20 protein-coding genes and 2 rRNA genes (1 of these 22 only partly in view) are annotated in these 21,230 nt (G+C 64.6%); 5 read left to right on the top strand and 17 right to left on the bottom strand.

Annotation, left to right across the window (positions count from 1 at the left end):
• Positions 1–18: 18 nt before the first annotated feature.
• The 10 genes from pyk to ACQPXH_RS22680 all read right to left on the bottom strand — a co-directional run bounded on the left by pyk (position 19) and on the right by ACQPXH_RS22680 (position 10,426).
• On the bottom strand, positions 19–1,437 hold the full coding sequence (gene pyk / locus ACQPXH_RS22635) for a pyruvate kinase (RefSeq protein ID WP_433598526.1): 1,419 nt from the start codon (positions 1,435–1,437) through the stop codon (positions 19–21).
• A 107-nt stretch (positions 1,438–1,544) separates the two neighbouring features.
• A complete protein-coding gene (locus ACQPXH_RS22640; protein ID WP_433598527.1) occupies positions 1,545–2,213 on the bottom strand; it encodes an amino acid ABC transporter permease in 669 nt (222 codons plus the stop codon).
• 6 nt (positions 2,214–2,219) lie between these two features.
• The gene (locus ACQPXH_RS22645; protein WP_433598528.1) at positions 2,220–2,975 is read right to left on the bottom strand and encodes an amino acid ABC transporter substrate-binding protein; all 756 of its coding nucleotides are present in this window, start codon (positions 2,973–2,975) and stop codon (positions 2,220–2,222) included.
• 174 nt (positions 2,976–3,149) lie between these two features.
• Positions 3,150–3,662: a TM2 domain-containing protein gene (locus ACQPXH_RS22650; protein WP_433598529.1), complete on the bottom strand. Its 513-nt coding sequence runs from the start codon at positions 3,660–3,662 to the stop codon at positions 3,150–3,152.
• Positions 3,663–3,813: 151 nt separating this feature from the next.
• Positions 3,814–4,962, bottom strand: coding sequence for a prolipoprotein diacylglyceryl transferase (gene lgt, locus ACQPXH_RS22655; protein ID WP_433598530.1), 1,149 nt, complete (start codon positions 4,960–4,962; stop codon positions 3,814–3,816).
• 68 nt (positions 4,963–5,030) lie between these two features.
• Positions 5,031–5,831: a tryptophan synthase subunit alpha gene (gene trpA, locus ACQPXH_RS22660; RefSeq protein ID WP_433598531.1), complete on the bottom strand. Its 801-nt coding sequence runs from the start codon at positions 5,829–5,831 to the stop codon at positions 5,031–5,033.
• 73 nt (positions 5,832–5,904) lie between these two features.
• Positions 5,905–7,179, bottom strand: a complete 1,275-nt coding sequence (gene trpB, locus ACQPXH_RS22665) for a tryptophan synthase subunit beta (RefSeq protein WP_433598532.1) — start codon at positions 7,177–7,179, stop codon at positions 5,905–5,907.
• The gene (gene trpC / locus ACQPXH_RS22670; protein WP_387295612.1) at positions 7,176–7,994 is read right to left on the bottom strand and encodes an indole-3-glycerol phosphate synthase TrpC; all 819 of its coding nucleotides are present in this window, start codon (positions 7,992–7,994) and stop codon (positions 7,176–7,178) included. Before trpC ends, trpB begins: the two co-directional genes overlap by 4 nt.
• Before the next feature lie 129 nt (positions 7,995–8,123).
• Positions 8,124–8,879, bottom strand: a complete 756-nt coding sequence (locus tag ACQPXH_RS22675; RefSeq protein WP_433598533.1) for a TIGR02234 family membrane protein — start codon at positions 8,877–8,879, stop codon at positions 8,124–8,126.
• Positions 8,876–10,426 carry an anthranilate synthase component I gene (locus ACQPXH_RS22680; RefSeq protein WP_433598534.1) on the bottom strand — a complete coding sequence of 517 codons (1,551 nt, stop codon included), beginning with the start codon at positions 10,424–10,426 and terminating at the stop codon, positions 8,876–8,878. Before ACQPXH_RS22680 ends, ACQPXH_RS22675 begins: the two co-directional genes overlap by 4 nt.
• A gap of 178 nt (positions 10,427–10,604) precedes the next feature.
• Here ACQPXH_RS22680 and ACQPXH_RS22685 point away from each other — a divergent pair, with 178 nt between their 5' ends.
• The 3 genes from ACQPXH_RS22685 (at position 10,605) to ACQPXH_RS22695 (ending at position 12,416) form a co-directional block, all read left to right on the top strand.
• Positions 10,605–11,069, top strand: a complete 465-nt coding sequence (locus tag ACQPXH_RS22685; RefSeq protein ID WP_433598535.1) for a peroxiredoxin — start codon at positions 10,605–10,607, stop codon at positions 11,067–11,069.
• Between the two features lie 87 nt (positions 11,070–11,156).
• Positions 11,157–11,729, top strand: a complete 573-nt coding sequence (locus ACQPXH_RS22690) for a permease (protein ID WP_433598536.1) — start codon at positions 11,157–11,159, stop codon at positions 11,727–11,729.
• Between the two features lie 234 nt (positions 11,730–11,963).
• On the top strand, positions 11,964–12,416 hold the full coding sequence (locus tag ACQPXH_RS22695) for a MarR family winged helix-turn-helix transcriptional regulator (RefSeq protein WP_433603541.1): 453 nt from the start codon (positions 11,964–11,966) through the stop codon (positions 12,414–12,416).
• Positions 12,417–12,426: 10 nt separating this feature from the next.
• On the opposite strand, the gene hisI is transcribed toward ACQPXH_RS22695, so the two are convergent.
• The 5 genes from hisI to ACQPXH_RS22720 all read right to left on the bottom strand — a co-directional run bounded on the left by hisI (position 12,427) and on the right by ACQPXH_RS22720 (position 16,310).
• Positions 12,427–12,771, bottom strand: a complete 345-nt coding sequence (hisI, locus tag ACQPXH_RS22700) for a phosphoribosyl-AMP cyclohydrolase (RefSeq protein WP_433598537.1) — start codon at positions 12,769–12,771, stop codon at positions 12,427–12,429.
• Between the two features lie 612 nt (positions 12,772–13,383).
• Positions 13,384–14,157 carry an imidazole glycerol phosphate synthase subunit HisF gene (gene hisF / locus ACQPXH_RS22705; protein ID WP_433598538.1) on the bottom strand — a complete coding sequence of 258 codons (774 nt, stop codon included), beginning with the start codon at positions 14,155–14,157 and terminating at the stop codon, positions 13,384–13,386.
• An 84-nt stretch (positions 14,158–14,241) separates the two neighbouring features.
• Entirely contained in the window at positions 14,242–15,057 is an 816-nt protein-coding gene (locus ACQPXH_RS22710; protein WP_433598539.1) for an inositol monophosphatase family protein, read from the bottom strand.
• A gap of 7 nt (positions 15,058–15,064) precedes the next feature.
• Positions 15,065–15,796 carry a bifunctional 1-(5-phosphoribosyl)-5-((5-phosphoribosylamino)methylideneamino)imidazole-4-carboxamide isomerase/phosphoribosylanthranilate isomerase PriA gene (gene priA / locus ACQPXH_RS22715; RefSeq protein WP_433598540.1) on the bottom strand — a complete coding sequence of 244 codons (732 nt, stop codon included), beginning with the start codon at positions 15,794–15,796 and terminating at the stop codon, positions 15,065–15,067.
• A gap of 61 nt (positions 15,797–15,857) precedes the next feature.
• The gene (locus ACQPXH_RS22720) at positions 15,858–16,310 is read right to left on the bottom strand and encodes a MarR family winged helix-turn-helix transcriptional regulator (RefSeq protein WP_433598541.1); all 453 of its coding nucleotides are present in this window, start codon (positions 16,308–16,310) and stop codon (positions 15,858–15,860) included.
• Positions 16,311–16,410: 100 nt separating this feature from the next.
• Here ACQPXH_RS22720 and ACQPXH_RS22725 point away from each other — a divergent pair, with 100 nt between their 5' ends.
• Both ACQPXH_RS22725 and ACQPXH_RS22730 read left to right on the top strand, forming a co-directional pair.
• A complete protein-coding gene (locus ACQPXH_RS22725; RefSeq protein ID WP_433598542.1) occupies positions 16,411–16,920 on the top strand; it encodes a nuclear transport factor 2 family protein in 510 nt (169 codons plus the stop codon).
• Between the two features lie 63 nt (positions 16,921–16,983).
• Positions 16,984–18,279, top strand: coding sequence for a DUF2786 domain-containing protein (locus ACQPXH_RS22730; RefSeq protein ID WP_433598543.1), 1,296 nt, complete (start codon positions 16,984–16,986; stop codon positions 18,277–18,279).
• Positions 18,280–18,369: 90 nt separating this feature from the next.
• Here the strand turns inward: ACQPXH_RS22730 and rrf are convergent.
• Positions 18,370–18,486, bottom strand: a 5S ribosomal RNA gene (gene rrf / locus ACQPXH_RS22735).
• 113 nt (positions 18,487–18,599) lie between these two features.
• Positions 18,600–21,230 (bottom strand): 23S ribosomal RNA (locus ACQPXH_RS22740) (it continues 501 nt past the right edge of the window).

Genomic DNA, 21,230 nt, shown 5'->3' on the forward strand with positions numbered 1-21,230 from the left:
CGCTGCGCTCACTCACGACTAATGGTCCTCCTCACCGATACGGTGCACGTGGATCAGATTGGTGGAGCCGACAGTACCGGGCGGGGAGCCTGCCACGATTACCACCAGATCACCTTTTTGGTATCGCTCCATGGACAGAAGTGCTACATCCACCTGGTGGATCATCGCATCGGTGCTGTCCACTGTCGGGACGATGAAGGTTTCGGTGCCCCAGGTGAGCGACAGCTGGCTGCGCACTTCGGGAAGGGGGGTGAACGCCAGCAACGGCAGCGGGGTGTGCAGACGCGCCAGCCGACGAACCGTATCGCCGGACTGGGTGAAGGCGACCAGCGCCTTCGCATTGAGCCGCTCGCCGATATCGCGGGCGGCGTAGGAGATGACACCGCGCTTGGTGCGCGGCACGTGGGTCAGCGGTGGCACCCGGGTGGATTCGGTCTCCACCGCGTGCACGATGCGCGCCATGGTGCGGACCGTCTCGATCGGATACGCGCCGACCGAGGTCTCACCCGACAGCATTACCGCATCGGCGCCGTCGAGCACCGCGTTGGCCACATCGGAGGCCTCGGCACGGGTCGGGCGGGAGTTCTCGATCATCGACTCCAGCATCTGGGTGGCGACGATGACCGGCTTGGCATTCTCGCGAGCCATCTGAATGGCCCGCTTCTGCACGATCGGCACCTGCTCGAGCGGGAGTTCGACGCCGAGGTCACCGCGGGCGACCATGACCGCGTCGAAGGCCAGCACGATGGCCTCGAGATTGTCGATGGCCTCGGGCTTCTCCAACTTGCCGATCACCGGAACGCGGCGGCCGACCCGGTCCATCACGTCGTGCACCAGCTCGACATCCGAGGGTGAACGCACGAAGGACAGGGCGATGAAATCCACGCCGAGCTCGAGCGCGAATTCGAGGTCCTCGATGTCCTTCTCCGACAGCGCGGGCACGGAGACATCCATACCCGGCAGCGAGACACCCTTGTTATTGCTGACCGGTCCGCCCTCGGTCACCCGGCAGACGACATCGTTGCCCTCGACCCGAGTGACGGTGACGCCGACCTTGCCGTCGTCGATGAGCAGGCGATCGCCCGGCTTAGCGTCTTTGGCCAGCTCTTTGTAGGTAGTGGAGACGCGATCGTGACTGCCATCGATCTCGTCGACGGTTATGCGGACCTCTTCACCGTTGGCCCATACGGTCTTGCCCTCTGTGAAGCGGCCCAGCCGGATCTTCGGTCCCTGCAGGTCGGCGAGAATGCCGACCGCGCGGCCCACATGGTCCGCGGCCTGCCGCACCTTCTTGTAGTTCTCGGCATGATCGGAGTGCTCGCCATGGCTGAAATTCAGCCGCGCCACATCCATGCCGCTCTCGACGAGTTCCCGAATACGTTCCTCGGTAGCGGTCGCTGGGCCGAGAGTGCACACAATCTTCGTCCGTCGCATCACGAGTAGAGCCTAGTCCCGTGTAGTGCCTCTAGCCTGCTGTGGCCTCGGTGAAAGCTAGGTGAAAAATATGTACGAAGGGGCTTAGTGGAAAGTACAAATGGGCCTCGTCAGCGGGCGACATGGCGGGACAGCCGAGTTTCCAGACGGGTCTGGCCGAAACCGAGGACCACACAGATCACCCAGTAATACAACGCGGCGACGCCGTACAGGGCGAAGAAGTCGAAGGTGGGCGCCGCGGCCAACTGCGCGGTGCGCAGGAGTTCGGTCACCAGGATGGTCGAGGCCAGCGAGGTGTCCTTCACCAGAGATATGAGGGTGTTGGACAGCGGCGGCACGGCGATGCGCGCGGCCTGCGGCAGGATGATCAGCCGCAACTCCTGCGCATACGACATGCCGAGCGCCTTGGCCGCCTCCCACTGCCCTTCCGCGACGCTCAGGATGGCGGCGCGCACGACCTCGGCGGCGTAACCGCCGACATTGAGGCTGAAGGCGATCACCGCCGCCGGGAACGGATCGATGACGATATCGAACTGCGGCAGCGCATAGAACACGATGAACAGCTGCACCAGCAGCGGCGTGCCCCGAATGATCGAGATGTAGAACCTGGCGGGCGCCGAGAGGAACCACAGCGGTGACATCCGCGCCAGCGCCACGAACAACGCGATGACCAGACCGATGACGAAGCTGATGGCGGTGAGCGGGATGGTCTTGTCGATCGTGGCCTGCAGCATCGGCCACAGGTTGTGCCAGATCAGCTCCCTGGTCGCGGGATCCACGGACGGTTACTTGCTGACGTCGGTGCCGAAGTACTTTTCCGAGATCTTGGCCAGCGTGCCGTCCGCGCGCAGCTGATCCAGCGCGGTGTTCACCTGGCCGATCAGCCCGTCGTCCTTGCGGGCGGCGAATGCCTGATTGCTGACCTCACCGGCCTTGGCGGAGATCTTGACGCTGGTGTCGCCGTTCTTCTTGATGTAGTCGAGCGCGACCAGGCTGTCGTTGACGGTCGCGTCGACGCGGCCGGTCTTCAGCAACTGAACCGCCTGCACGAAGCCCTCGACCGCCTCGACCTTCGCACCCGCGCTCTGGGCGACCTTGGCCCAGTTACTGGTTGCCGACTGCGCGCTGGTCTTGCCGTTCAGGTCCGCGAGCGAAGTGATGTTGTTGCTGTCCGCGCGAGTGAGAATCACGCCCTCGGATGTGGTGTAGGACTGCGACAGGGCGTACTTGGCCTTGCGCTCGTCGGTGATCGATACCTGGTTGGCGACCAGGTCGAAGCGCTTGGACTCGAGACCGGCGAAGATCGCGTCCCACGGCGTCTGCACGAACTCGATCTTCTTGCCGATCTTGGCCCCGACCGCCTGGATCACCTCGATGTCGTAGCCGGTGAGCTTGCCGTCGGAACCCTGGTAGCTGAAGGGCGAGTAGGTGCCTTCGGTGCCGACCTTCAGCACGTTCGGATCGCTGCTGCTGCCGCAGGCGGTGAGCCCGGTGGCTGCGACGATGGCGAGCATGGCGGCGGCGAACAGCTTGCGGCGCACGGAAGTCCCTCTCTCGACACAAAACCCGGCTCAGGCTACGCCAGGAAGATACCGACCGACAGTATTGCGATCACGGTGCGCCGAATCCTCGCACAGCCTGCCGAAAATGGCGACGGGCCCCGTCACATCGTCATCCGATGCGACGGGGCCCCGTCGGTCGATTGTTCGCGGCGGTCAGTCGCGCAATGGCCGCCCGAGGCTGTCGGGCACCTTGCCGGTCAGCATCATGATGCCGTCGATCAGCGGCCAGATACCGCCGATGCCGCAGGTCAACCAGGTGACCGCGATCTGGGCAATCGCGATGCCGGTGTGGCCGGTGTAGAAACGGCCGATTCCGAAGCCGCCGAGGAAGATCTGGAGCAGACCCGCGGTCAGCTTCTGCTTATCCGAGAACGGCACGCCGAATGGGTCGCGACCGTAGGGCGCTTCCGGATCGTTCGGGTTGTAGCCGCCGCCCTGGTACGGCGCGGGCGGGTAGCCGCCCGGCTGCTGACCGTAAGGATCGGGCTGGCCGTACTGCGGCTGGCCGTACTGTGGCTGACCGTACTGCGGCTGCTGCTGGTTGTACGGATCCGACGGGTACTGCTGCCCTGGTGCATCGGGCTGCTTGTTCAGGTCCGGCCCCGTCCCGGGCGGGCCATACTGTGGGCCGCCGAAGCCTGGCTGGTTCTGGTAGGGGTCGGTCACTAAATGTCCTCCATCATTCGTGCATTTCGACGGGCGCTCACCCGCCTCCCCGCGTATTTAGCCGGGCAATTGGGCGCCCGCAGGTATCGTCGCGGACACGCGTTCGCGTGTCTACTCGGTGCACCGACGTGTTGCCCAAGTCGTTATGGGATCAGGCGTCCTTTTTCGAGGTATCGACCTTGCCCTGCTCGGCGTCCGAGGTTTCGGACTCCGTTGAGTTATCGCCGGCGGTATCCGGTTCGTTGCCGGAGTTCTCGGATTCAGTCGGATCCGAATGCTCGGCACTGTGCTTCGGCGGCGCCGCTTCGGCCACCGCGGCGGCCTTCGACGCGGCCTCGGATTCGGCGCCCGCCGCTCGCAGGGCCCCGATCTGCCACGGCCACGGCCGCGAGACCGTCGACGGTTGCAGTTGATCGGCGGTCTCCCTGCCCTTGGTCGCGAAGACGAAATAGGCGACGGCGGCGAGGAATACGAGTGCCGAGGTGAACGAGTTGATGCGGATGCCCGCGATCTTCGTCGCCTCGTCGTCACGCAGCAGTTCGACGAAGAATCGGCCGAGGCAGTACCCGGCGACGTAGAGCGCGAACAGGCGGCCGTGCCCGATGCGGTAGCGCTTGTCGATCTGTACCAGCAGCACCACGATCAGCAGGTTCCAGATCATCTCGTACAGGAAGGTCGGCTGCACAACCTTGTCGACGACGCCGTTGGAGACGCCGTTCATCATGTCGAGCTCGAGATCCTGGTCGAAGCGCCGGTAGATTTCCAAACCCCACGGCAACTCGGTGTCGCGACCGTAGAGCTCCTGATTGAAGTAATTGCCGAGCCGGCCGATGGCCTGGGCCAGCAGAATCGGCGGCGCGATCGCATCGCCCAACGCGGGCAATGGAATTCGGTAGACCCGGCAGCCGATCCAGGCGCCGACACCGCCGAGAAAGACCGCACCCCAGATACCGAGGCCACCCTGGTAGATCTTCAGCGCATCGATCGGATGACCGTCGGCGCCGAAGTATTTCTGCCAGTCGGTGGCAACGTGATACAGCCGCCCGCCGACCAGACCGAATGGCACCGCGAACATCGCGACATCGAGAATCGCCCCCTTCTGCCCACCGCGCGCCTGCCAGCGCCGCTCACCCCACCAGATAGCGACGACGATGCCGGCGATGATGCACAGGGCATAGGCCCGTAGCGGGAATGGACCTATATGCCATACGCCCTGGGACGGGCTGGGAATGTAGGCCAACACATCAGCGGTGACGGCACCGTTGCTCAGGACGCTGTCTGCGAGGACTCGTAAGGTCACGGCCCCAACCGTAGCGGAGCACGGCCGCGTCGCGAGATTCGCGGTCGGCGTGCCCCTCTCGCGGGCACCTAGGAGGCGACAGTCGCGGAACGAACACCCTCGGCCAGTTCGGCTGTGAGGGTGCGGACCGCGTCGAGCCCTTGGGCCGCGGCCGTCACCAGTGCCGAGCCGACAATGACCCCGTCTGCGTAGGAGGCGATTTCGGCCGCCTGCACACCATTGCGCACGCCGAGGCCGACACCGATCGGGATATCGGAGTGGGCGCGGATGCGCGCACACAGTGCCGGAGCCGCAGAGGAGACCACATCGCGGGCACCGGTAACCCCCATCGTCGATGCCGCGTAGACGAAGCCGCGGCTGGCCTCCAGCGTCTTGTCCAGACGCTCCTCGGTGGACGACGGCGCGACCAGGAAGATGCGGTCCAGATCGTGTGCGGCCGAGGCGATGAACCAGCTGTCGGCCTCCTCCGGAATGAGGTTCGGGGTGATGATGCCGGACCCGCCCGCGGCGGACAGATCGCGCGAGAAACGATCGACGCCGTACTGCAGCACCGGATTCCAGTAACTCATCACGACGGCCTTACCGCCCGCCGCGGTGATCGCCTCGACCACCGAGAACACATCGCGCACCCGGACACCGCCGCGCAGCGCCTGATCGGCGGCGGCCTGGATGGTCGGTCCGTCCATCACCGGATCGGAGTAGGCGACGCCGACTTCGACTATGTCGCAACCGGATTCGACCATAGTGCGGCAGACCTCGATCGAACCGGCCAGATCCGGATAGCCCGCGGGCAGGTAGCCGATCAGCGCGGCCCGGCCCTCCGCGCGACATGCGGCGAAAGTGTTCGCAAGGCGGGACTGCTGACTCACGACTGCGCCTCGCCGGCGCTCGGCTCCATCGACGTCATGGACGCTGTGTTCATGGTTCGCTCGCAGCGCTCGCTCACTGGTGGCCCTCCTTGTCGGCGGCGTGGTCGTCGAACAGCCCGAACCATCGCGCCGCCGTGTCCATATCCTTGTCACCGCGCCCGGACAGGTTCACCAGGATGATCGCGCCCTTGCCGAGTTCCTTGCCGAGCTTCAACGCACCGGCCACCGCATGCGCGGATTCGATCGCCGGGATGATGCCCTCGGCGCGGCTGAGCAGCAGCAGCGCGTCCATCGCCTCGGTATCGGTGATCGGCTGGTATTCGGCGCGACCGATGTCCTTGAGGTAGGCGTGTTCCGGACCGACACCCGGATAGTCCAAGCCGGCCGAGATCGAATGCGATTCGATGGTCTGGCCGTCCTCGTCCTGCAGCAGGTACGAGTACGCGCCCTGGAACGCGCCCGGGGTGCCACCGGTGAAAGTCGCGGCGTGCCTTCCGGTTTCGACGCCGTCGCCGGCCGCCTCGTAACCGATCAGCCGCACACCGGGATCGTCGATGAAGGGATGGAAGATGCCGATGGCGTTGGAGCCGCCGCCGACGCAGGCCGTGACCGCATCGGGCAGCCGCCCGGTGAGCGCCTGCACCTGGGCACGCGCCTCCAGCCCGACGATGCGCTGAAGATCGCGCACCATCATCGGGAACGGATGCGGGCCCGCGGCGGTGCCGAAGCAGTAATAGGTGGCATCGGCATTGGTGACCCAGTCGCGCAGCGCCTCGTTGATCGCGTCCTTGAGGGTCTGCGAACCGGTCCGCACCGAGATCACCTCGGCGCCGAGCAGCCGCATGCGGGCCACATTCAGCGCTTGGCGGGCGGTATCGACCGCACCCATATAGACAACGCATTCGAGGCCGAGCAGTGCGCACGCGGTCGCAGCGGCGACGCCGTGTTGACCTGCGCCGGTCTCCGCGATGACCCGGGACTTGCCCATGCGCTTGGCGAGCAATGCCTGGCCGAGCACATTATTGATCTTGTGTGAACCGGTGTGGTTCAGATCCTCGCGCTTGAGAATGATGCGCGCACCACCGGCGTGCTCGGCGAGCCGCCGACATTCGAAGATCGGCGATGGGCGACCGGTGTAGTCGCGCTGCAGCCGGTCCAGTTCGTCGAGGAAGGCGGGATCGAGGCGACACTTCTCGTATTCGGCGGTGACCTCCTCGATCACCGCCATCAGCGCCTCGGGCACATGCCTGCCGCCGTAGACGCCGAAGTGGCCGCCCAGATCCGGCTCGTGGTCGCTGCGCTCATGGATACCGTCGGAAGCCTTGGGCAGTGCCGCCACTGTCGTCACCGACCCCGCCGCGCGGGCTTCGGGCAGGACGGATGGGTGCCCGCGGTCACCAGTTCGGAGACGGCCGCGCGCGGGTCGCCACTGGTGACCAGCCCCTCGCCGACGAGCACGGCATCCGCGCCAGCACCGGCGTAGGCCAGCAGGTCGGCGGTGCCGCGGATACCGGATTCGGCGATGCGGATGACCTCGGTGGGCAGGCCGGGCGCAATGCGCGCGAAGACATCGCGATCCACCTCGAGGGTCTTGAGGTTTCGGGCGTTCACGCCGATCACGGAGGCGCCGGCCTCGAGGGCGCGGTCGGCTTCTTCCTCGGTGTGCACCTCGACCAGGGCTGTCATACCGAGCGATTCGGTGCGGTCGATCAGCGAACTCAGCACGTCCTGTTCCAGGGCGGCCACGATGAGCAGGATCACGTCGGCGCCGTGCGCACGGGCCTCGTGGATCTGGTAAGGCCCGACGACGAAATCCTTGCGCAGGATCGGGATGTTCACCGTGGCGCGGACCGCGTCCAGATCGTCGAGCGACCCGTGGAAGCGACGGCCCTCGGTGAGCACGCTGATGATGCGCGCTCCGCCGTCCTCATAGGACTTGGCCAGACTCGCCGGGTCCGGGATATCCGCGAGCTCACCCTTGGAGGGGCTGGCCCGCTTGACCTCGGCAATGACGCCGATGCCGTCTTCGAGGAGCGCGGCGCGGGCGTCCAGCGGCGCGGGTACCGCGGCCGCGGCCGCCTTGATCGCCTGGAAGTCCAAAAGGGCTTCCCGAGCGGCCACATCCGCGCGGACCCCGTCGAGAATCGAGTCGAGTACCGTCATCTGGCTCGAATCCTTTCTGGGGAGACGGACTTGCTGCCTGAGAATCCCCCCAGGCGCTGTCTCACCGATGCTGACAAAGAATAAATGGCTGCTTGTGGCGCAACTGCGCCGGGGTTTGTAGTCACCTGCTCAGACACCTCGATGTCTTTGTTTCCCCTGATCATGATCGGCGGAATCGTCGGTCGCCGAAGCGGGCCGACTCGCTTCCTCGGTCGGGTCGGTCCCCGCGTCCAACGCATCCCAGAGCACTCGCTCGGAAAGCTGACCGGTATCGGCCGCCGCCTCGTCGCTGCGCTGACGCGTCACCTGTTCGGTGGCGGCAGCCCTGCGGAATACCGGATTGTCGTACTTGCCGGACAGGCGGGCGGTGTCCTCGGACATACGGGCCAGCAGGACACCGGCCGCAAAGGCCGCCAGCGCTCCCAGCAGCGAAAGTACGGCCGGGAACTGGGACGTGACCACTTCGGTGACCGTTGCGCGGCCGGGCAACTCCGCCAGGGTGGCGGCATGGGCTGCGGTCGCGCCGGATCCGGTCAGCAGGGCGAAGGCCGGAACGGCCGTCACCGCGGCGACCAAACCGATCAGGACGCCGAACATGCGCCGCAACCAGCCGCGGGTCGCCAGCACCGCGGCGACGGCGGCCAGCAGTACCAGGGCCAGCGGAGTGAGCGCACTGAACCAGACACCGCCGTTCAGTTTGTCGGTGCGCGGTTCGGTCAGCCCGTCGGTGGACGAGACAGTCACCCACGTCATCCGGGAGGAGCCCCACAGCGCCGCAGCGGCCACGGCGAGCAGGACGATCGCGCCCGCCGGATATTTACGCTTCGCGGTCGGCGAATCCGCCGGGGCGGTCGGATCGGTATCGGCGGGTTCCGAATCGGTCATTCCGCGCCGCCGTCCGCAGGTGCGCTATACGCCCGAACGGTTTTCGCGGCCGCCACCGCTCGCAGCACCGCCATGGCCTTGTTGCGGGATTCGACGTCCTCGTAGTCCGGATCCGAATCCGCGACGATGCCCGCACCCGCCTGCACGTAGGCGGTGCCGTCCTTCAGCAGAGCGGTGCGGATCGCGATGGCGGTATCCGCATCGCCCGCGAAGTCGAGATAGCCGACAACACCGCCGTAGACGCCGCGCCGGGTGGGCTCGAGTTCCTCGATGAGTTCCATCGCGCGCACCTTCGGCGCACCGGACAGTGTGCCCGCGGGGAAGCAGGCGTTGACCGCGTCCAGCGCGATCTTGCCCGGCGCGAGGCGGCCCGAGACCGTCGAGACCAGATGCATGACGTGGCTGTAGCGCTCGATGTGCCGATACTCGGTGACCCGCACCGTGCCCGGCTGGCAGACCCGGCCCAGATCGTTGCGGCCGAGGTCGACGAGCATCAGATGCTCGGCGTTCTCCTTCTCGTCGGCCAGCAGTCCCTTCTCCAGCAGCAGATCGTCCTCCTCGGTGGCGCCGCGCCACCGGGTGCCCGCGATCGGATGTGTCGTAGCCACGCCCTCTTTCACGGTCACCAGCGATTCCGGGCTGGAGCCGACGATGGAGAACGCCGTGCCGCCGTCGCCGTCCGGTATGTGGATCAGGTACATGTACGGGCTCGGATTGGAGGCGCGCAGCATCCGGTAGAGGTCCAAAGGCGCGCCGTCGTAATCCATTTCGAAACGCTGCGAGAGCACCACCTGGAAGGCCTCGCCCGCCTCGATCTCCTTGACCAAGCGGCGCACGCCCGCACCGAATTCTTCGGTGGTGCGGCGGCGGATGTACTCCGGGTCGGGTTGATCGAAGACCGACACCGTCGACTCCGAGGGGGCGGCCAGCGCGGCGGTCATCCGGTCCAGCCGGGCCACCGCATCGTCATAGGCCTCGTCGACCCGTTCGGCGGTGCCGTTCCAGTTGACCGCATTGGCGATGAGTGTGATCGCGCCCTCGTGGTGATCGAAGGCCGCGAGATCGGTGGCGAGCATCAGCACCATCTCGGGCAGCCGCAGATCGTCGGCGGCGAGGGTGGGCAGCCGCTCGATCCGGCGCACCGCGTCGTATCCGAGGTAGCCGACCATGCCGCCGGTCAGCGGGGGCAGGCCGGGCAGCCGCTCGGTCTGCAGCAACTGCAGCGTTTCGCGCAGCGCAACCAGCGGATCGCCACCGGAGGGCGCGTCCACGGGGGTGTGCCCGAGCCAGGCCGCTTCACCGTCGACAACCGTCAGCGCGGACGGGCTGCCCGCACCGATGAACGACCAGCGCGACCAGGACCGCCCGGTCTCCGCGGACTCGAACAGGAAGGTACCGGCCCGATCGGCGGCCAACTTGCGGTACGCCGACAGCGGAGTTTCGGAGTCCGCCAGCACCTTTCGGGTCACGGGGACCACCCGGTGCTCCGCGGCCAGTTGGTGGAACTGTTCGCGGGTCGTGGTGGTGGGAGTGGACGCGCCAGCCATGTGTCAATCATCCCAGGTGGCACCGACAGCCTTGTCGGCGCGTCCCATCCTCCAATCCCGAGGTCGCCGCTCTCATCGGCGCTTAGTCGTGATAAGAACCCGTCATTCCGGTCTCCGGTGTGCCGGGGACCGAGCGCGGGAGCGGCAAACCGACCTCGCGCCCGGTACTGTCCCTACTATGCAGACAGGTCAGCTCGCCCCCGAATTCGAGCTTCCCGATCAATCCGGCACCCCGCGTTCGCTCGATGCGCTGCTCGCGAACGGTCCGCTGGTGCTGTTCTTCTACCCCGCCGCGAATACGCCGATCTGCACGGCGGAGGCGTGCCACTTCCGCGATCTGTCCGCCGAATTCACGGCGCTGGGCGCATCGTGCGTCGGCATCAGCACCGACGGCGTCGACACCCAGGCCGGATTCGCCTCCAAACAGAACCTCGGATACCCGTTGCTATCGGATGCCGACGGCAAGGTCGCCTCGGCGTTCAGCGTGAAGCGCGGGCTGCTCGGCAAGCTCGCACCGGTCAAGCGGCAGACTTTCGTGATCGACCGGGATCGCAAGGTCGCCAAGGTGATCACCGGCGAGTTGCGCTCCGACGTGCACGCGGACGAGGCGCTGAAGTTCCTGCGCGAACGCGCTCTGCAGTAGCCCTGTTCGCGAACGCGCGGTAGCCACCGCGAAAAACACCAGATCTATCGCCGTTGATCTCCTAGTTGCCCGGCATACGCTGGGTCCATGACTTCGAGCGAGGTTCGGCCGGACGGGCAGAAATCCACGCTGGCCACGTGGCGCACCCGGATCATCGGCGCACTGGCGGTCATCGCCGTACTGATCATCACCTACTTCATTCTGGCGGCGTTCATTCCACGCTGGTGGGCCCAGCGCATCGCCGAGTTGGTGAGCGGCAGTTTCAGCAAGGGCATCGGCTGGGGGCTGGTGTACGGCTTGCTCGGCGCCGCCATCCCGCTGTTCCTGCTGTTGTTCGCGGCATGGATCTGGAAGCGGCGAGCTGGGAAGTTCATCGCGGGTGCTGCCGCGTTGCTCGCGGTGATCGTCGCGATTCCGAATCTGATGACATTGTCGATCGTGCTCGGCGGGAGTAGTGCCGCACACGCCGGCGAACGAGTTCTGGACGTCGACGCGCCGGCCTTCCGTGGCGCGTCACTGGCGGGCGCCATTGTGGCGGTCGCGATTTTCCTCGTCGCATCGGCCCTGATCAGCCGTCGATGGTGGCGGCGAAGGCATCCCGGCAAGCAGGCGGCACCGACGCCGCCCGCCGCCACTCCGCAAACGCCGACGGCCACCTAGGACACGTAGCCGACACACCATCCGGCCCTGTGAGTGACCTCACGTCGCGGACCAAGTTCATGACGGCCGAGCGAAGTCGTGGCAAACTCATTCACGCGAGTGACCGTGAACATGCTTTTTGTTAATCGCTAGGTTCGCTAACAATAAGACGTCACTTGGCTCGAAAGAAGGCACCCAGTGACGAAGTGGCTCGACCCGGACGAACAACGAGCTTGGCGCGCGATCGTAGCGCTGATGACACGTCTACCAGGCGCTTTGGATACCCACCTGCAGCGCGAATCCGGGGTGACGCATTTCGAATACTGGGTGCTCACGCTGTTATCCGAGGAGCCCGGCCACCGGCTGCAGATGAGTGATCTTGCCCACAAAGCAAATGCATCGCTATCGCGCCTGTCCCATGTGGTGTCGAAGCTGGAGCGCATGGGCTGGGCGCAACGGTCAGCGACCACCGGCCGCCGCGGCGTGCAGGCGGTGCTCACCGACGACGGCTATTCGAAGGTCGTCGAGGCCGCGCCCGGTTATCTGGATGCGGTGCGGCAGTTGGTATTCGATGGTCTCGACGCCGAACAGACTGCGCAACTCGCCGACCTCAGCGAACTGCTCGTCAGGCAGCTCGGCGATACTCTGAGCCAGTCCAACGGCAGGTCAGCGCCGGTCGAGGAGCGCGGCGAGCAGCCGAATTCCTAGCAGATCGGGCTCAGCTGTCGGCGAGCAACAGGTCGGAGTCGAAGCAGGTGTGCGTGCCGGTGTGGCAGGCCGCGCCCTCTTGGTCGACGACGAGCAGAATGGTGTCGCCGTCGCAGTCGAGACGGACCTCGTGCACGTACTGGGTATGGCCGGAGGTTTCGCCCTTGACCCAGTACTGCCGGCGCGAACGCGAATAGTAGGTCGCCTTGCGGGTTTCCAGCGTGCGGGCCAGCGCCTCGTCGTCCATCCAGGCAACCATCAGCACATCGCCCGTGCCGCGCTCCTGTGCGACCGCGGCGACGAGTCCGGCGTCATTGCGCTTGAGCCGAGCGCCGATGGCGGGGTCGAGAGTCATATCACCGTTATACAGGGGGCTCCCCGCCGGAACGCATCGTGTAGTGCCGAAACACCATCCGCCGCGACAGTTCCTACTCCTCCGGCAGTGGAATCAGTTCGAGATGTTCGGCCACCGGCTTTTTGGCGCAGGCCGCCCTGCCGGTGACCAAATTCACCCCGCCCCGGTGGGCAACCAGCCATTTGCCACAGACACAACGCAGATAGCGAACCGAGCCATGTGTCGACACCAGCATCGGCGATGACCAGGAGCATGCGGGACACGTGGCGGACATGGTCGCTAAGCCTGGGTAACTGTCGAGCGGATAGCAATCACCGCCCCGGCGTGGCGGCCGAACTCTCCGAAGAAAATTCGAGCCGCGCGAGTGCGATTCAGCTCCCCCCGGATCTGCCGAGCACACCGACAATCAGCCTCGGAGCCAAATCCGTTTGGGCCACAACAACATCGGTGGAACCTCGACCGCACCAGGCATCGGCCTTACGGCACTGAGGTTTTCGCCGCCGAATACCACCGGAGGCTTCCGCATATCTACTGAGAACCTCGCAGAGGCTCTATACCTTGTGCGAGGCAGTCACTGGTTATGCGTCAGCTTCATGTGCGCTGGGGCGCGGGCTAGCGCACGGTGATTTGTTCGGCGCGCATGGCGGCTTTCACCTGGGGGATGGTGAGGTCGCCGAAGTGGAAAACGCTGGCGGCCAGGACTGCGTCCGCGCCGGCTTGGACGGCGGGGGCGAAGTGTTCGACGGCGCCCGCGCCGCCGCTGGCGATCACCGGTACCGAGACCGCTTCGCGAACGGCCTTGATCATGGGCAGGTCGAAGCCCGTCTTGGTGCCGTCGGCATCCATCGAGTTGAGCAGGATCTCGCCGACGCCGAGTTCGGCGCCGCGCACAGCCCATTCGATGGCGTCTATGCTGGTGCCGCGCTTGCCGCCGTGTGTGGTGACCTCCCAGCCGGACGGAGTGTCGGGCCGTCCGTCCGGAACGGTGCGGGCATCCACCGACAGCACAATGCACTGGGAGCCGAAGCGCTCCGACATTTCCCGCAAGACTTCGGGGCGCGCGATGGCGGCGGTATTCACCGATACCTTGTCCGCGCCCGCGCGCAGCAGCCGGTCGACATCTTCGACCGTGCGCACACCGCCGCCGACGGTGAGCGGGATGAAGATCTGCTCGGCCGTGCGGGTCACCACATCGATCATGGTGCCGCGGTCCCCGGTGGAGGCGGTGACGTCGAGGAAGGTCAGCTCGTCGGCGCCCTGCAGGTCGTAGGCGGCGGCGAGTTCGACGGGATCGCCCGCGTCACGCAGGTTTTCGAAGTTTACGCCCTTGACCACCCGGCCCGCGTCGACATCCAGGCACGGAATCACGCGTACCGCCAACGTCATCGGCTCACCCTTCTTCGAATCTTGCTGTGTTTACCCGCCCGGCAGGCTCCGCCGACTGCCAGCCCCTGTCCTTCGCACGCAGCCTCACGCATCGTCGGCGACCGTGCAAATCATTTCGAGCAGTTCCTCGTGCACCCCCGGCGCGGCGGCCAGCACCGAACCCGAGGTGATGGTCCACGGATCCCCCGCCAGATCGGTCACCACCCCGCCCGCCGCACGCACCATCGCGACGCCCGCGGCGTTGTCCCACGGATGGTGCCCGAAGACGATCGTGCCACCGAGCACGCCCGATGCGGTGAACGCGAGGTCGATGCCGGTGGAGCCGTGCATGCGCACCCGCGACGAAAGCCTGCTGAGCGGACCGAGCAGATCGAAACGGAACCGACCGGGAATGCGTCCGGCAGAGTCCACATTGAACGCGCCGAAGCCGATCATCGCCTCGCCGAGCTTCCCGCGCGACAGGCGTGGCAGCGGTTCGCCGTTGAGCAGCACCGGACCATCGACGGCCGCCGAATAGCGCTGGCGCAGCAGTGGCAGCCAGGTCAGCCCGAGCAGCGGCTCCCCTTCGTGCACCAGGGCCAGCAGCATGCCCGAAAGGGGATGTCCCGATGAGTAATTGAAGGTGCCGTCGATCGGATCGAGCACCCAAGCGGTCCCCGATGTGAGCTGCGGACCGCCGAATTCCTCACCGTGCACCTCTATTCCGGTGCGCTGCTCGAGCTGCGCGGAGATGGTGCGCTCCAACTCCAGGTCGAGTTCGGTCGCGAAGTCGTTGCGGCCCTTGGCCACCGCGCTCGGCGCGCCGACCCCCTCGATGAAACGGGGGCTCGCCGCGTCGAGGATTTCGCCGGCGACGTCGAGCAGGGCCGGTAGTTCGGTATCGAGGCGGTTGGCGGTCATCGAATCGTCAGCGGACCGCGGCCAGCGCCTCGGGCAGCGTGAAGCGGCCCGCGTACAGCGCCTTACCGACGATCGAACCCTCGACACCCTCGGGCACCAGTTCGGCGATGGCGATCAGATCCTCGATGGTGGAAACGCCGCCGGAGGCGATGACCGGGGCGTCGGTGGCGGCGCAGACCTCGCGCAGCAGATCCAGGTTGGGTCCGGTGAGGGTACCGTCCTTGGTCACGTCGGTGACCACGTAGCGCGAGCAACCGTCACGCTCGAGGCGTTCGAGCACCTCCCACAGATCGCCGCCGTCGCTGACCCAGCCGCGACCGCGCAGCCGGTGTTCACCATCGATGATCCGCACATCCAGGCCGACGGCGATACGCTCACCGTGCTTGGCGATGGCACGGGCACACCACTGCGGATCCTCCAGCGCGGCGGTACCGAGGTTCACCCGCCTGCAGCCGGTACCCAGCGCGGCCTCCAGGGATTCGTCGTCGCGGATACCGCCGGACAACTCCACCTCGACATCGAGTTCGCCGACGACCTCGGCCAGCAGTTCACGATTGGAACCACGGCCGAATGCCGCGTCCAGATCGACCAGATGCACCCACTCCGCACCGGCTTCCTGCCAGGCGAGTGCCGCGTCGCGCGGGGAGCCGTAGTTGGTTTCGCTGCCGGCCTCCCCCTGAACCAGGCGCACGGCCTCTCCATTGGCGACATCGACAGCAGGTAGCAGCACAAGACTCACGGATGCAGTTTAGTTGCCCGCTCCGCGTGCCCTACCCCCGGCCTGCGGAAATGGGGCCCGATCACCCTTGCACATGATCATCGAGGATCCGGGTGAGCAGCCGGACCAGTTCGCGGCGCTCGGCGGCGGAGAGAGCGGTGAGTAGATCGTCCTGGGCGCCTTCGATTCGCCGGTCCAGTTCGTCCAGGTGGCGGGTGCCCGCCTTGGTCATGGTGACGATATTGCGGCGGCGGTCGCTCGGATCCGGGGTCCGTTCGATCAGACCGCGCTCGGCCAGATCGTTCAGTGCGGCGACGATATCGCTGCGGTCGATCCGGGTGCGACGGCCGAGATCGGCCTGGCTGGCCGGGCCGAACTCGCCGAGGGTAGCGAGCAGGGCGTAGTGGTAGCGGCGGGATCCGGTTGCATCGAAGGCGCGTTCGGTCGCCCGGTTGGCGAGGATGGCCACCTGGTTCACCAGTCGGGTGGGCAGGGCGCGCAGCCTGCCCGGAGTGTCCTCGTGCGCGATCTCCATGAGAGCAATGTAGCAACACTTGTTGGTGCAACCCACAATCTGTTACCGTTGGACTTGCCAACGTTGGAGTAACCAACGTTTAGTTCGAAAGGTTCGACCAATGAGCAAGTTCCGCCGCTTCCTCCCCCACGCCGCACTACCCCTGGCGCTGCTCACCGCCTGCACCACTGCCACCAAAGACGACACGCACCAACTCCGCGAACTGGTGGACCGCAACGAGATCACCGGGCTGGTCAATCAATTGGGCCGCGCCTTGGACGAGGGCCGCTTCGACGACTTCCGCACGATCTATACCGCCGAGGCGACCGCGAAAACCCCTGGCGGCCGGGCCCAGGGTCGCGATGCGCTCATCGCGCAGGCGAGCCGGAATCACTCCGATGACAAGCGCATTCAGCATTTCATCACCAATGTGATAATCGACCTGCACGGCGATGCGGCCGAGGTGCGTGCGAATCTCATCGCCACCTTCGCACCGGCCACTACCGCTGTGTCGGAGCCGCAGTACACCCTCGGCGAGGTCTACCGCTTCGATGCGGTTCGCACGACGGAGGGCTGGCGGCTGTCGCGGGTGGAGACGACGCCGCTGTGGTCCATGGGCACCCGGCCCTAGCCTCTCCCGGCCTATACGGTTGTGGCGAAGTTGAACACCGCCGGACTACGTGAGGGGTCGGTCATGGGCAAGCAAAATCGTGGACGGCGCTCGGGAGAGCGTCGCGCCGCCGACGGCTCCGCACACTGGTCTGCGCAGTCCAGTGGGCCACAGAATTCCGAGCAGATCGCGAACGCGATCATGGCCACGGCAATGGAGGCCGCGCAGGGGAATGCCCGCGCCGCAGAGCAATTCGCCCAACAGCTCGTCGGGCGCGAGCCGCTGACGCACGAACAGGCGGACGGCGCGCACCTGGCGGCACAGCACATCATCGGCCGAATCTTTCAATACGGTTGGCTGCCGGAAGACATCCACCAGGTCGCGCGGCGACGCGTTGACCAGTTCGCGATCGCGCTACTCATCGATGTCATGGCAGCCTACGTCGGGCCCAACGCGCCGGAATCAGTCGATGAGACCTGGCAGCTGCAGCTCGCCGCGCTGGGAGCCGACATCTGGTGGTCCGCATCAGAACCGCACCTCGGTCAGTGGGCCGCGAAGCAATTACTGACTGCGGCAGAGGCGGTAACGACTGTGGTCGAGGCGCTTGCGATGCTGATCCGACTACCCGAGCTCGAACTGATCCGACCCTTGCCCGGCACTGCGCGACCGCAAACCGCAGCGCACCACCACGCCGTCGACGTCAAGGTTCTGAGCCGAGTTCGCGGACTGCTCGCGAAGGCCGAGTCGACGTCATATCCCGAAGAGGCGGAAACACTTTCGGCCAAGGCCCAGGAGCTGATGACCAAATACGCGCTCGATCGGGTACTCGTCGACGCGGACAACGCCGTGCCCGATCTGCCCGGCGCGTGCCGGATCTGGTTGGAAACCCCCTATGCCGACGCGAAAGCGCTGCTGGTCGATGTGGTCACAAAAGCCAACCGGTGCCGCGCGATCTTCGCCTCGGCATTCGGCTTCATGACCGTCGTCGGCGACGAAGGCGACTTGGAGGCAGTCGAATTGCTGACGACCTCACTGCTCGTTCAGGCCACCAGAGCGATGATCGCCAGCGGCAACGAGTCAAAGCGCAGCGCCGATGCCAGAAGCCGCGCATACCGCAAGTCATTCCTCATCGCCTATGCAACGCGCATCGGTGAGCGACTCGAAGAAGCGAATGAGACGACCATCGCGGAATCCCCGGATCCGGCGCATTTGCTTCCGGCGCTCCGCTCCCACCAGCACAAAGTGGATGAGGCGTTCGACGCGCTGTTCCCCACTATCCGAGACCGCGGGATTTCCATCGGCAACGCCAATGGTTGGGCGGCCGGGCGTGCCGCAGCTGACAGCGCCCGGCTACAGGCTCGCCGCCCGATCAAGAAGTAGCTCACCCCGATGTACTTACTAAGTACATTGTGGGGAGTTCTGATACGCAAAAAGGCCCCCAACTGGTGTTGGGGGCCTTTCGCAATGATGTTCCGGCGGTGTCCTACTCTCCCACACCCTGTCGAGTGCAGTACCATCGGCGCTGGTGGGCTTAGCTTCCGGGTTCGGAATGGGACCGGGCGTTTCCCCACCGCTATAGCCGCCGTAACTCTATGAAACTATCCACACCCACAACACCCTCGAGAACACACGATCCTCGGGATACCAGCGGGTGTTTGTGTGTTGTTTCAGATACCGCACAGTGGACGCGTAGCTTCTTCGTTGGTAAGTCCTCGGCCTATTAGTACCAGTCACCTCCACCCGTTACCGGGCTTCCAGTTCTGGCCTATCAACCCCATGGTCTGTAGGGGGCCTTAACCACTCGAAGGTGGTGAGAAACCTCATCTTGGAACAGGCTTCCCGCTTAGATGCTTTCAGCGGTTATCCCTCCCGAACGTAGCTAACCAGCAGTGCCCTTGGCAGGACAACTGGCACACCAGAGGTTCGTCCGTCCCGGTCCTCTCGTACTAGGGACAGCCTTCCTCAAGTTTCTGACGCGCGCGGCGGATAGAGACCGAACTGTCTCACGACGTTCTAAACCCAGCTCGCGTGCCGCTTTAATGGGCGAACAGCCCAACCCTTGGGACCTACTCCAGCCCCAGGATGCGACGAGCCGACATCGAGGTGCCAAACCATCCCGTCGATATGGACTCTTGGGGAAGATCAGCCTGTTATCCCCGGGGTACCTTTTATCCGTTGAGCGACACCGCTTCCACTTGCCGGTGCCGGATCACTAGTCCCGACTTTCGTCCCTGCTCGAGCTGTCACTCTCACAGTCAAGCTCCCTTGTGCACTTGCACTCGACACCTGATTGCCAACCAGGCTGAGGGAACCTTTGGGCGCCTCCGTTACATTTTAGGAGGCAACCGCCCCAGTTAAACTACCCACCAGGCACTGTCCCTGAACCAGATCATGGCCCGAGGTTAGAAGTCCAATACGATCAGAGTGGTATTTCAACGACGACTCCACAAACACTGGCGTGCCCGCTTCACAGTCTCCCACCTATCCTACACAAACCGCACCGAACACCAATACCAAGCTATAGTGAAGGTCCCGGGGTCTTTTCGTCCTGCCGCGCGTAACGAGCATCTTTACTCGTAATGCAATTTCGCCGAGTCTGTGGTTGAGACAGCAGAGAAGTCGTTACGCCATTCGTGCAGGTCGGAACTTACCCGACAAGGAATTTCGCTACCTTAGGATGGTTATAGTTACCACCGCCGTTTACCGGGGCTTAAATTCTCAGCTTCGCCCTTTACAGGCTAACCGGTCCTCTTAACCTTCCGGCACCGGGCAGGCGTCAGTCCGTATACATCGTCTTACGACTTCGCACGGACCTGTGTTTTTAGTAAACAGTCGCTTCTCTCTGGTCTCTGCGACCACCCCCAGCTCAGGCTGCAAGAACCATCACCAGACGTGGTCCCCCTTCTCCCGAAGTTACGGGGGCATTTTGCCGAGTTCCTTAACCACAGTTCTCTCGATCGCCTCAGTATTCTCTACCTGACCACCTGTGTCGGTTTGGGGTACGGGCCGTGCACCAACTCACTAGAGGCTTTTCTCGGCAGCATAGGATCACTGAATTCACCTCAATCGGCTACGCATCACCTCTCAGGCACAAGAGACACGGATTTGCCTATGCCTCGCCCTACAGGCTTACACCAGTACAACCACTGACTGGCCCAGCTACCTTCCTGCGTCACCCCATCGCTTGACTACTACAGCAAGGGTCGTATGCAGCCACTTCCGGCTCCCCGAAGGAAGTCCATCCGCTTTTGGATACTTAGCACCACTGATTCGCCACTGGGCGCGGATACACGGGTACGGGAATATCAACCCGTTGTCCATCGACTACGCCTGTCGGCCTCGCCTTAGGTCCCGACTCACCCTGGGCGGATTAACCTGGCCCAGGAACCCTTGGTCATTCGGCGGACGAGTTTCTCACTCGTCTTTCGCTACTCATGCCTGCATTCTCACTCCCACAGCCTCCACAACTAGCTCACACTGCTGCTTCCATGGCTGCAGGACGCTCCCCTACCCATCCACACCACTACACCACAAACCGTAATCTGTGGCGGATGTATTGTGTGAATGCCGCGGCTTCGGCGGTGTACTTGAGCCCCGCTACATTGTCGGCGCAGAATCACTTGACCAGTGAGCTATTACGCACTCTTTCAAGGATGGCTGCTTCTAAGCCAACCTCCTGGTTGTCTTCGCGACTCCACATCCTTTTCCACTTAGTACACGCTTAGGGGCCTTAGCCGGCGATCTGGGCTGTTTCCCTCTCGACTACGAAGCTTATCCCCCGCAGTCTCACTGCCACGCTCTCACACACCGGCATTCGGAGTTTGGCTGATTTCGGTAAGCTTGTAGGCCCCCTAGACCATCCAGTAGCTCTACCTCCGGCGTGAAACACGTGACGCTGCACCTAAATGCATTTCGGGGAGAACCAGCTATCACGGAGTTTGATTGGCCTTTCACCCCTACCCACAACTCATCCCCTCAGTTTTCAACCTAAGTGGGTTCGGGCCTCCACGACGTCTTACCGTCGCTTCACCCTGGCCATGGGTAGATCACTCCGCTTCGGGTCTAGAACACGCGACTGAAACGCCCTCTTCGGACTCGCTTTCGCTACGGCTACCCCACACGGGTTAACCTCGCCACATGCCACTAACTCGCAGGCTCATTCTTCAAAAGGCACGCCATCACCCACCACAACAAGTTGTGCGCAGGCCCTGACGGATTGTAAGCGCACGGTTTCAGGTACTATTTCACTCCCCTCCCGGGGTACTTTTCACCTTTCCCTCACGGTACTAGTCCGCTATCGGTCACCAGGGAGTATTCAGGCTTACCGGGTG

The sequence above is a fragment of the Nocardia sp. CA-135953 genome, assembly GCF_050955735.1.
Classification (GTDB): domain Bacteria; phylum Actinomycetota; class Actinomycetes; order Mycobacteriales; family Mycobacteriaceae; genus Nocardia.

What these genes read in the sequence shown, in the direction of transcription:
- ACQPXH_RS22695 (WP_433603541.1), top strand. Translation starts at nt 11,964, where the DNA reads ATGACACGTCTACCAGGCGCTTTGGATACCCACCTGCAGCGCGAATCC.
- ACQPXH_RS22730 (WP_433598543.1), top strand. Translation starts at nt 16,984, where the DNA reads ATGGGCAAGCAAAATCGTGGACGGCGCTCGGGAGAGCGTCGCGCCGCC.
- ACQPXH_RS22680 (WP_433598534.1), bottom strand. Translation starts at nt 10,426, where the DNA reads ATGGCTGGCGCGTCCACTCCCACCACCACGACCCGCGAACAGTTCCAC.
- hisF (WP_433598538.1), bottom strand. Translation starts at nt 14,157, where the DNA reads ATGACGTTGGCGGTACGCGTGATTCCGTGCCTGGATGTCGACGCGGGC.
- ACQPXH_RS22690 (WP_433598536.1), top strand. Translation starts at nt 11,157, where the DNA reads ATGACTTCGAGCGAGGTTCGGCCGGACGGGCAGAAATCCACGCTGGCC.
- ACQPXH_RS22720 (WP_433598541.1), bottom strand. Translation starts at nt 16,310, where the DNA reads ATGGAGATCGCGCACGAGGACACTCCGGGCAGGCTGCGCGCCCTGCCC.
- ACQPXH_RS22725 (WP_433598542.1), top strand. Translation starts at nt 16,411, where the DNA reads ATGAGCAAGTTCCGCCGCTTCCTCCCCCACGCCGCACTACCCCTGGCG.
- trpC (WP_387295612.1), bottom strand. Translation starts at nt 7,994, where the DNA reads ATGACGGTACTCGACTCGATTCTCGACGGGGTCCGCGCGGATGTGGCC.
- hisI (WP_433598537.1), bottom strand. Translation starts at nt 12,771, where the DNA reads ATGACTCTCGACCCCGCCATCGGCGCTCGGCTCAAGCGCAATGACGCC.
- ACQPXH_RS22675 (WP_433598533.1), bottom strand. Translation starts at nt 8,879, where the DNA reads ATGACCGATTCGGAACCCGCCGATACCGATCCGACCGCCCCGGCGGAT.
- ACQPXH_RS22710 (WP_433598539.1), bottom strand. Translation starts at nt 15,057, where the DNA reads ATGACCGCCAACCGCCTCGATACCGAACTACCGGCCCTGCTCGACGTC.
- ACQPXH_RS22685 (WP_433598535.1), top strand. Translation starts at nt 10,605, where the DNA reads ATGCAGACAGGTCAGCTCGCCCCCGAATTCGAGCTTCCCGATCAATCC.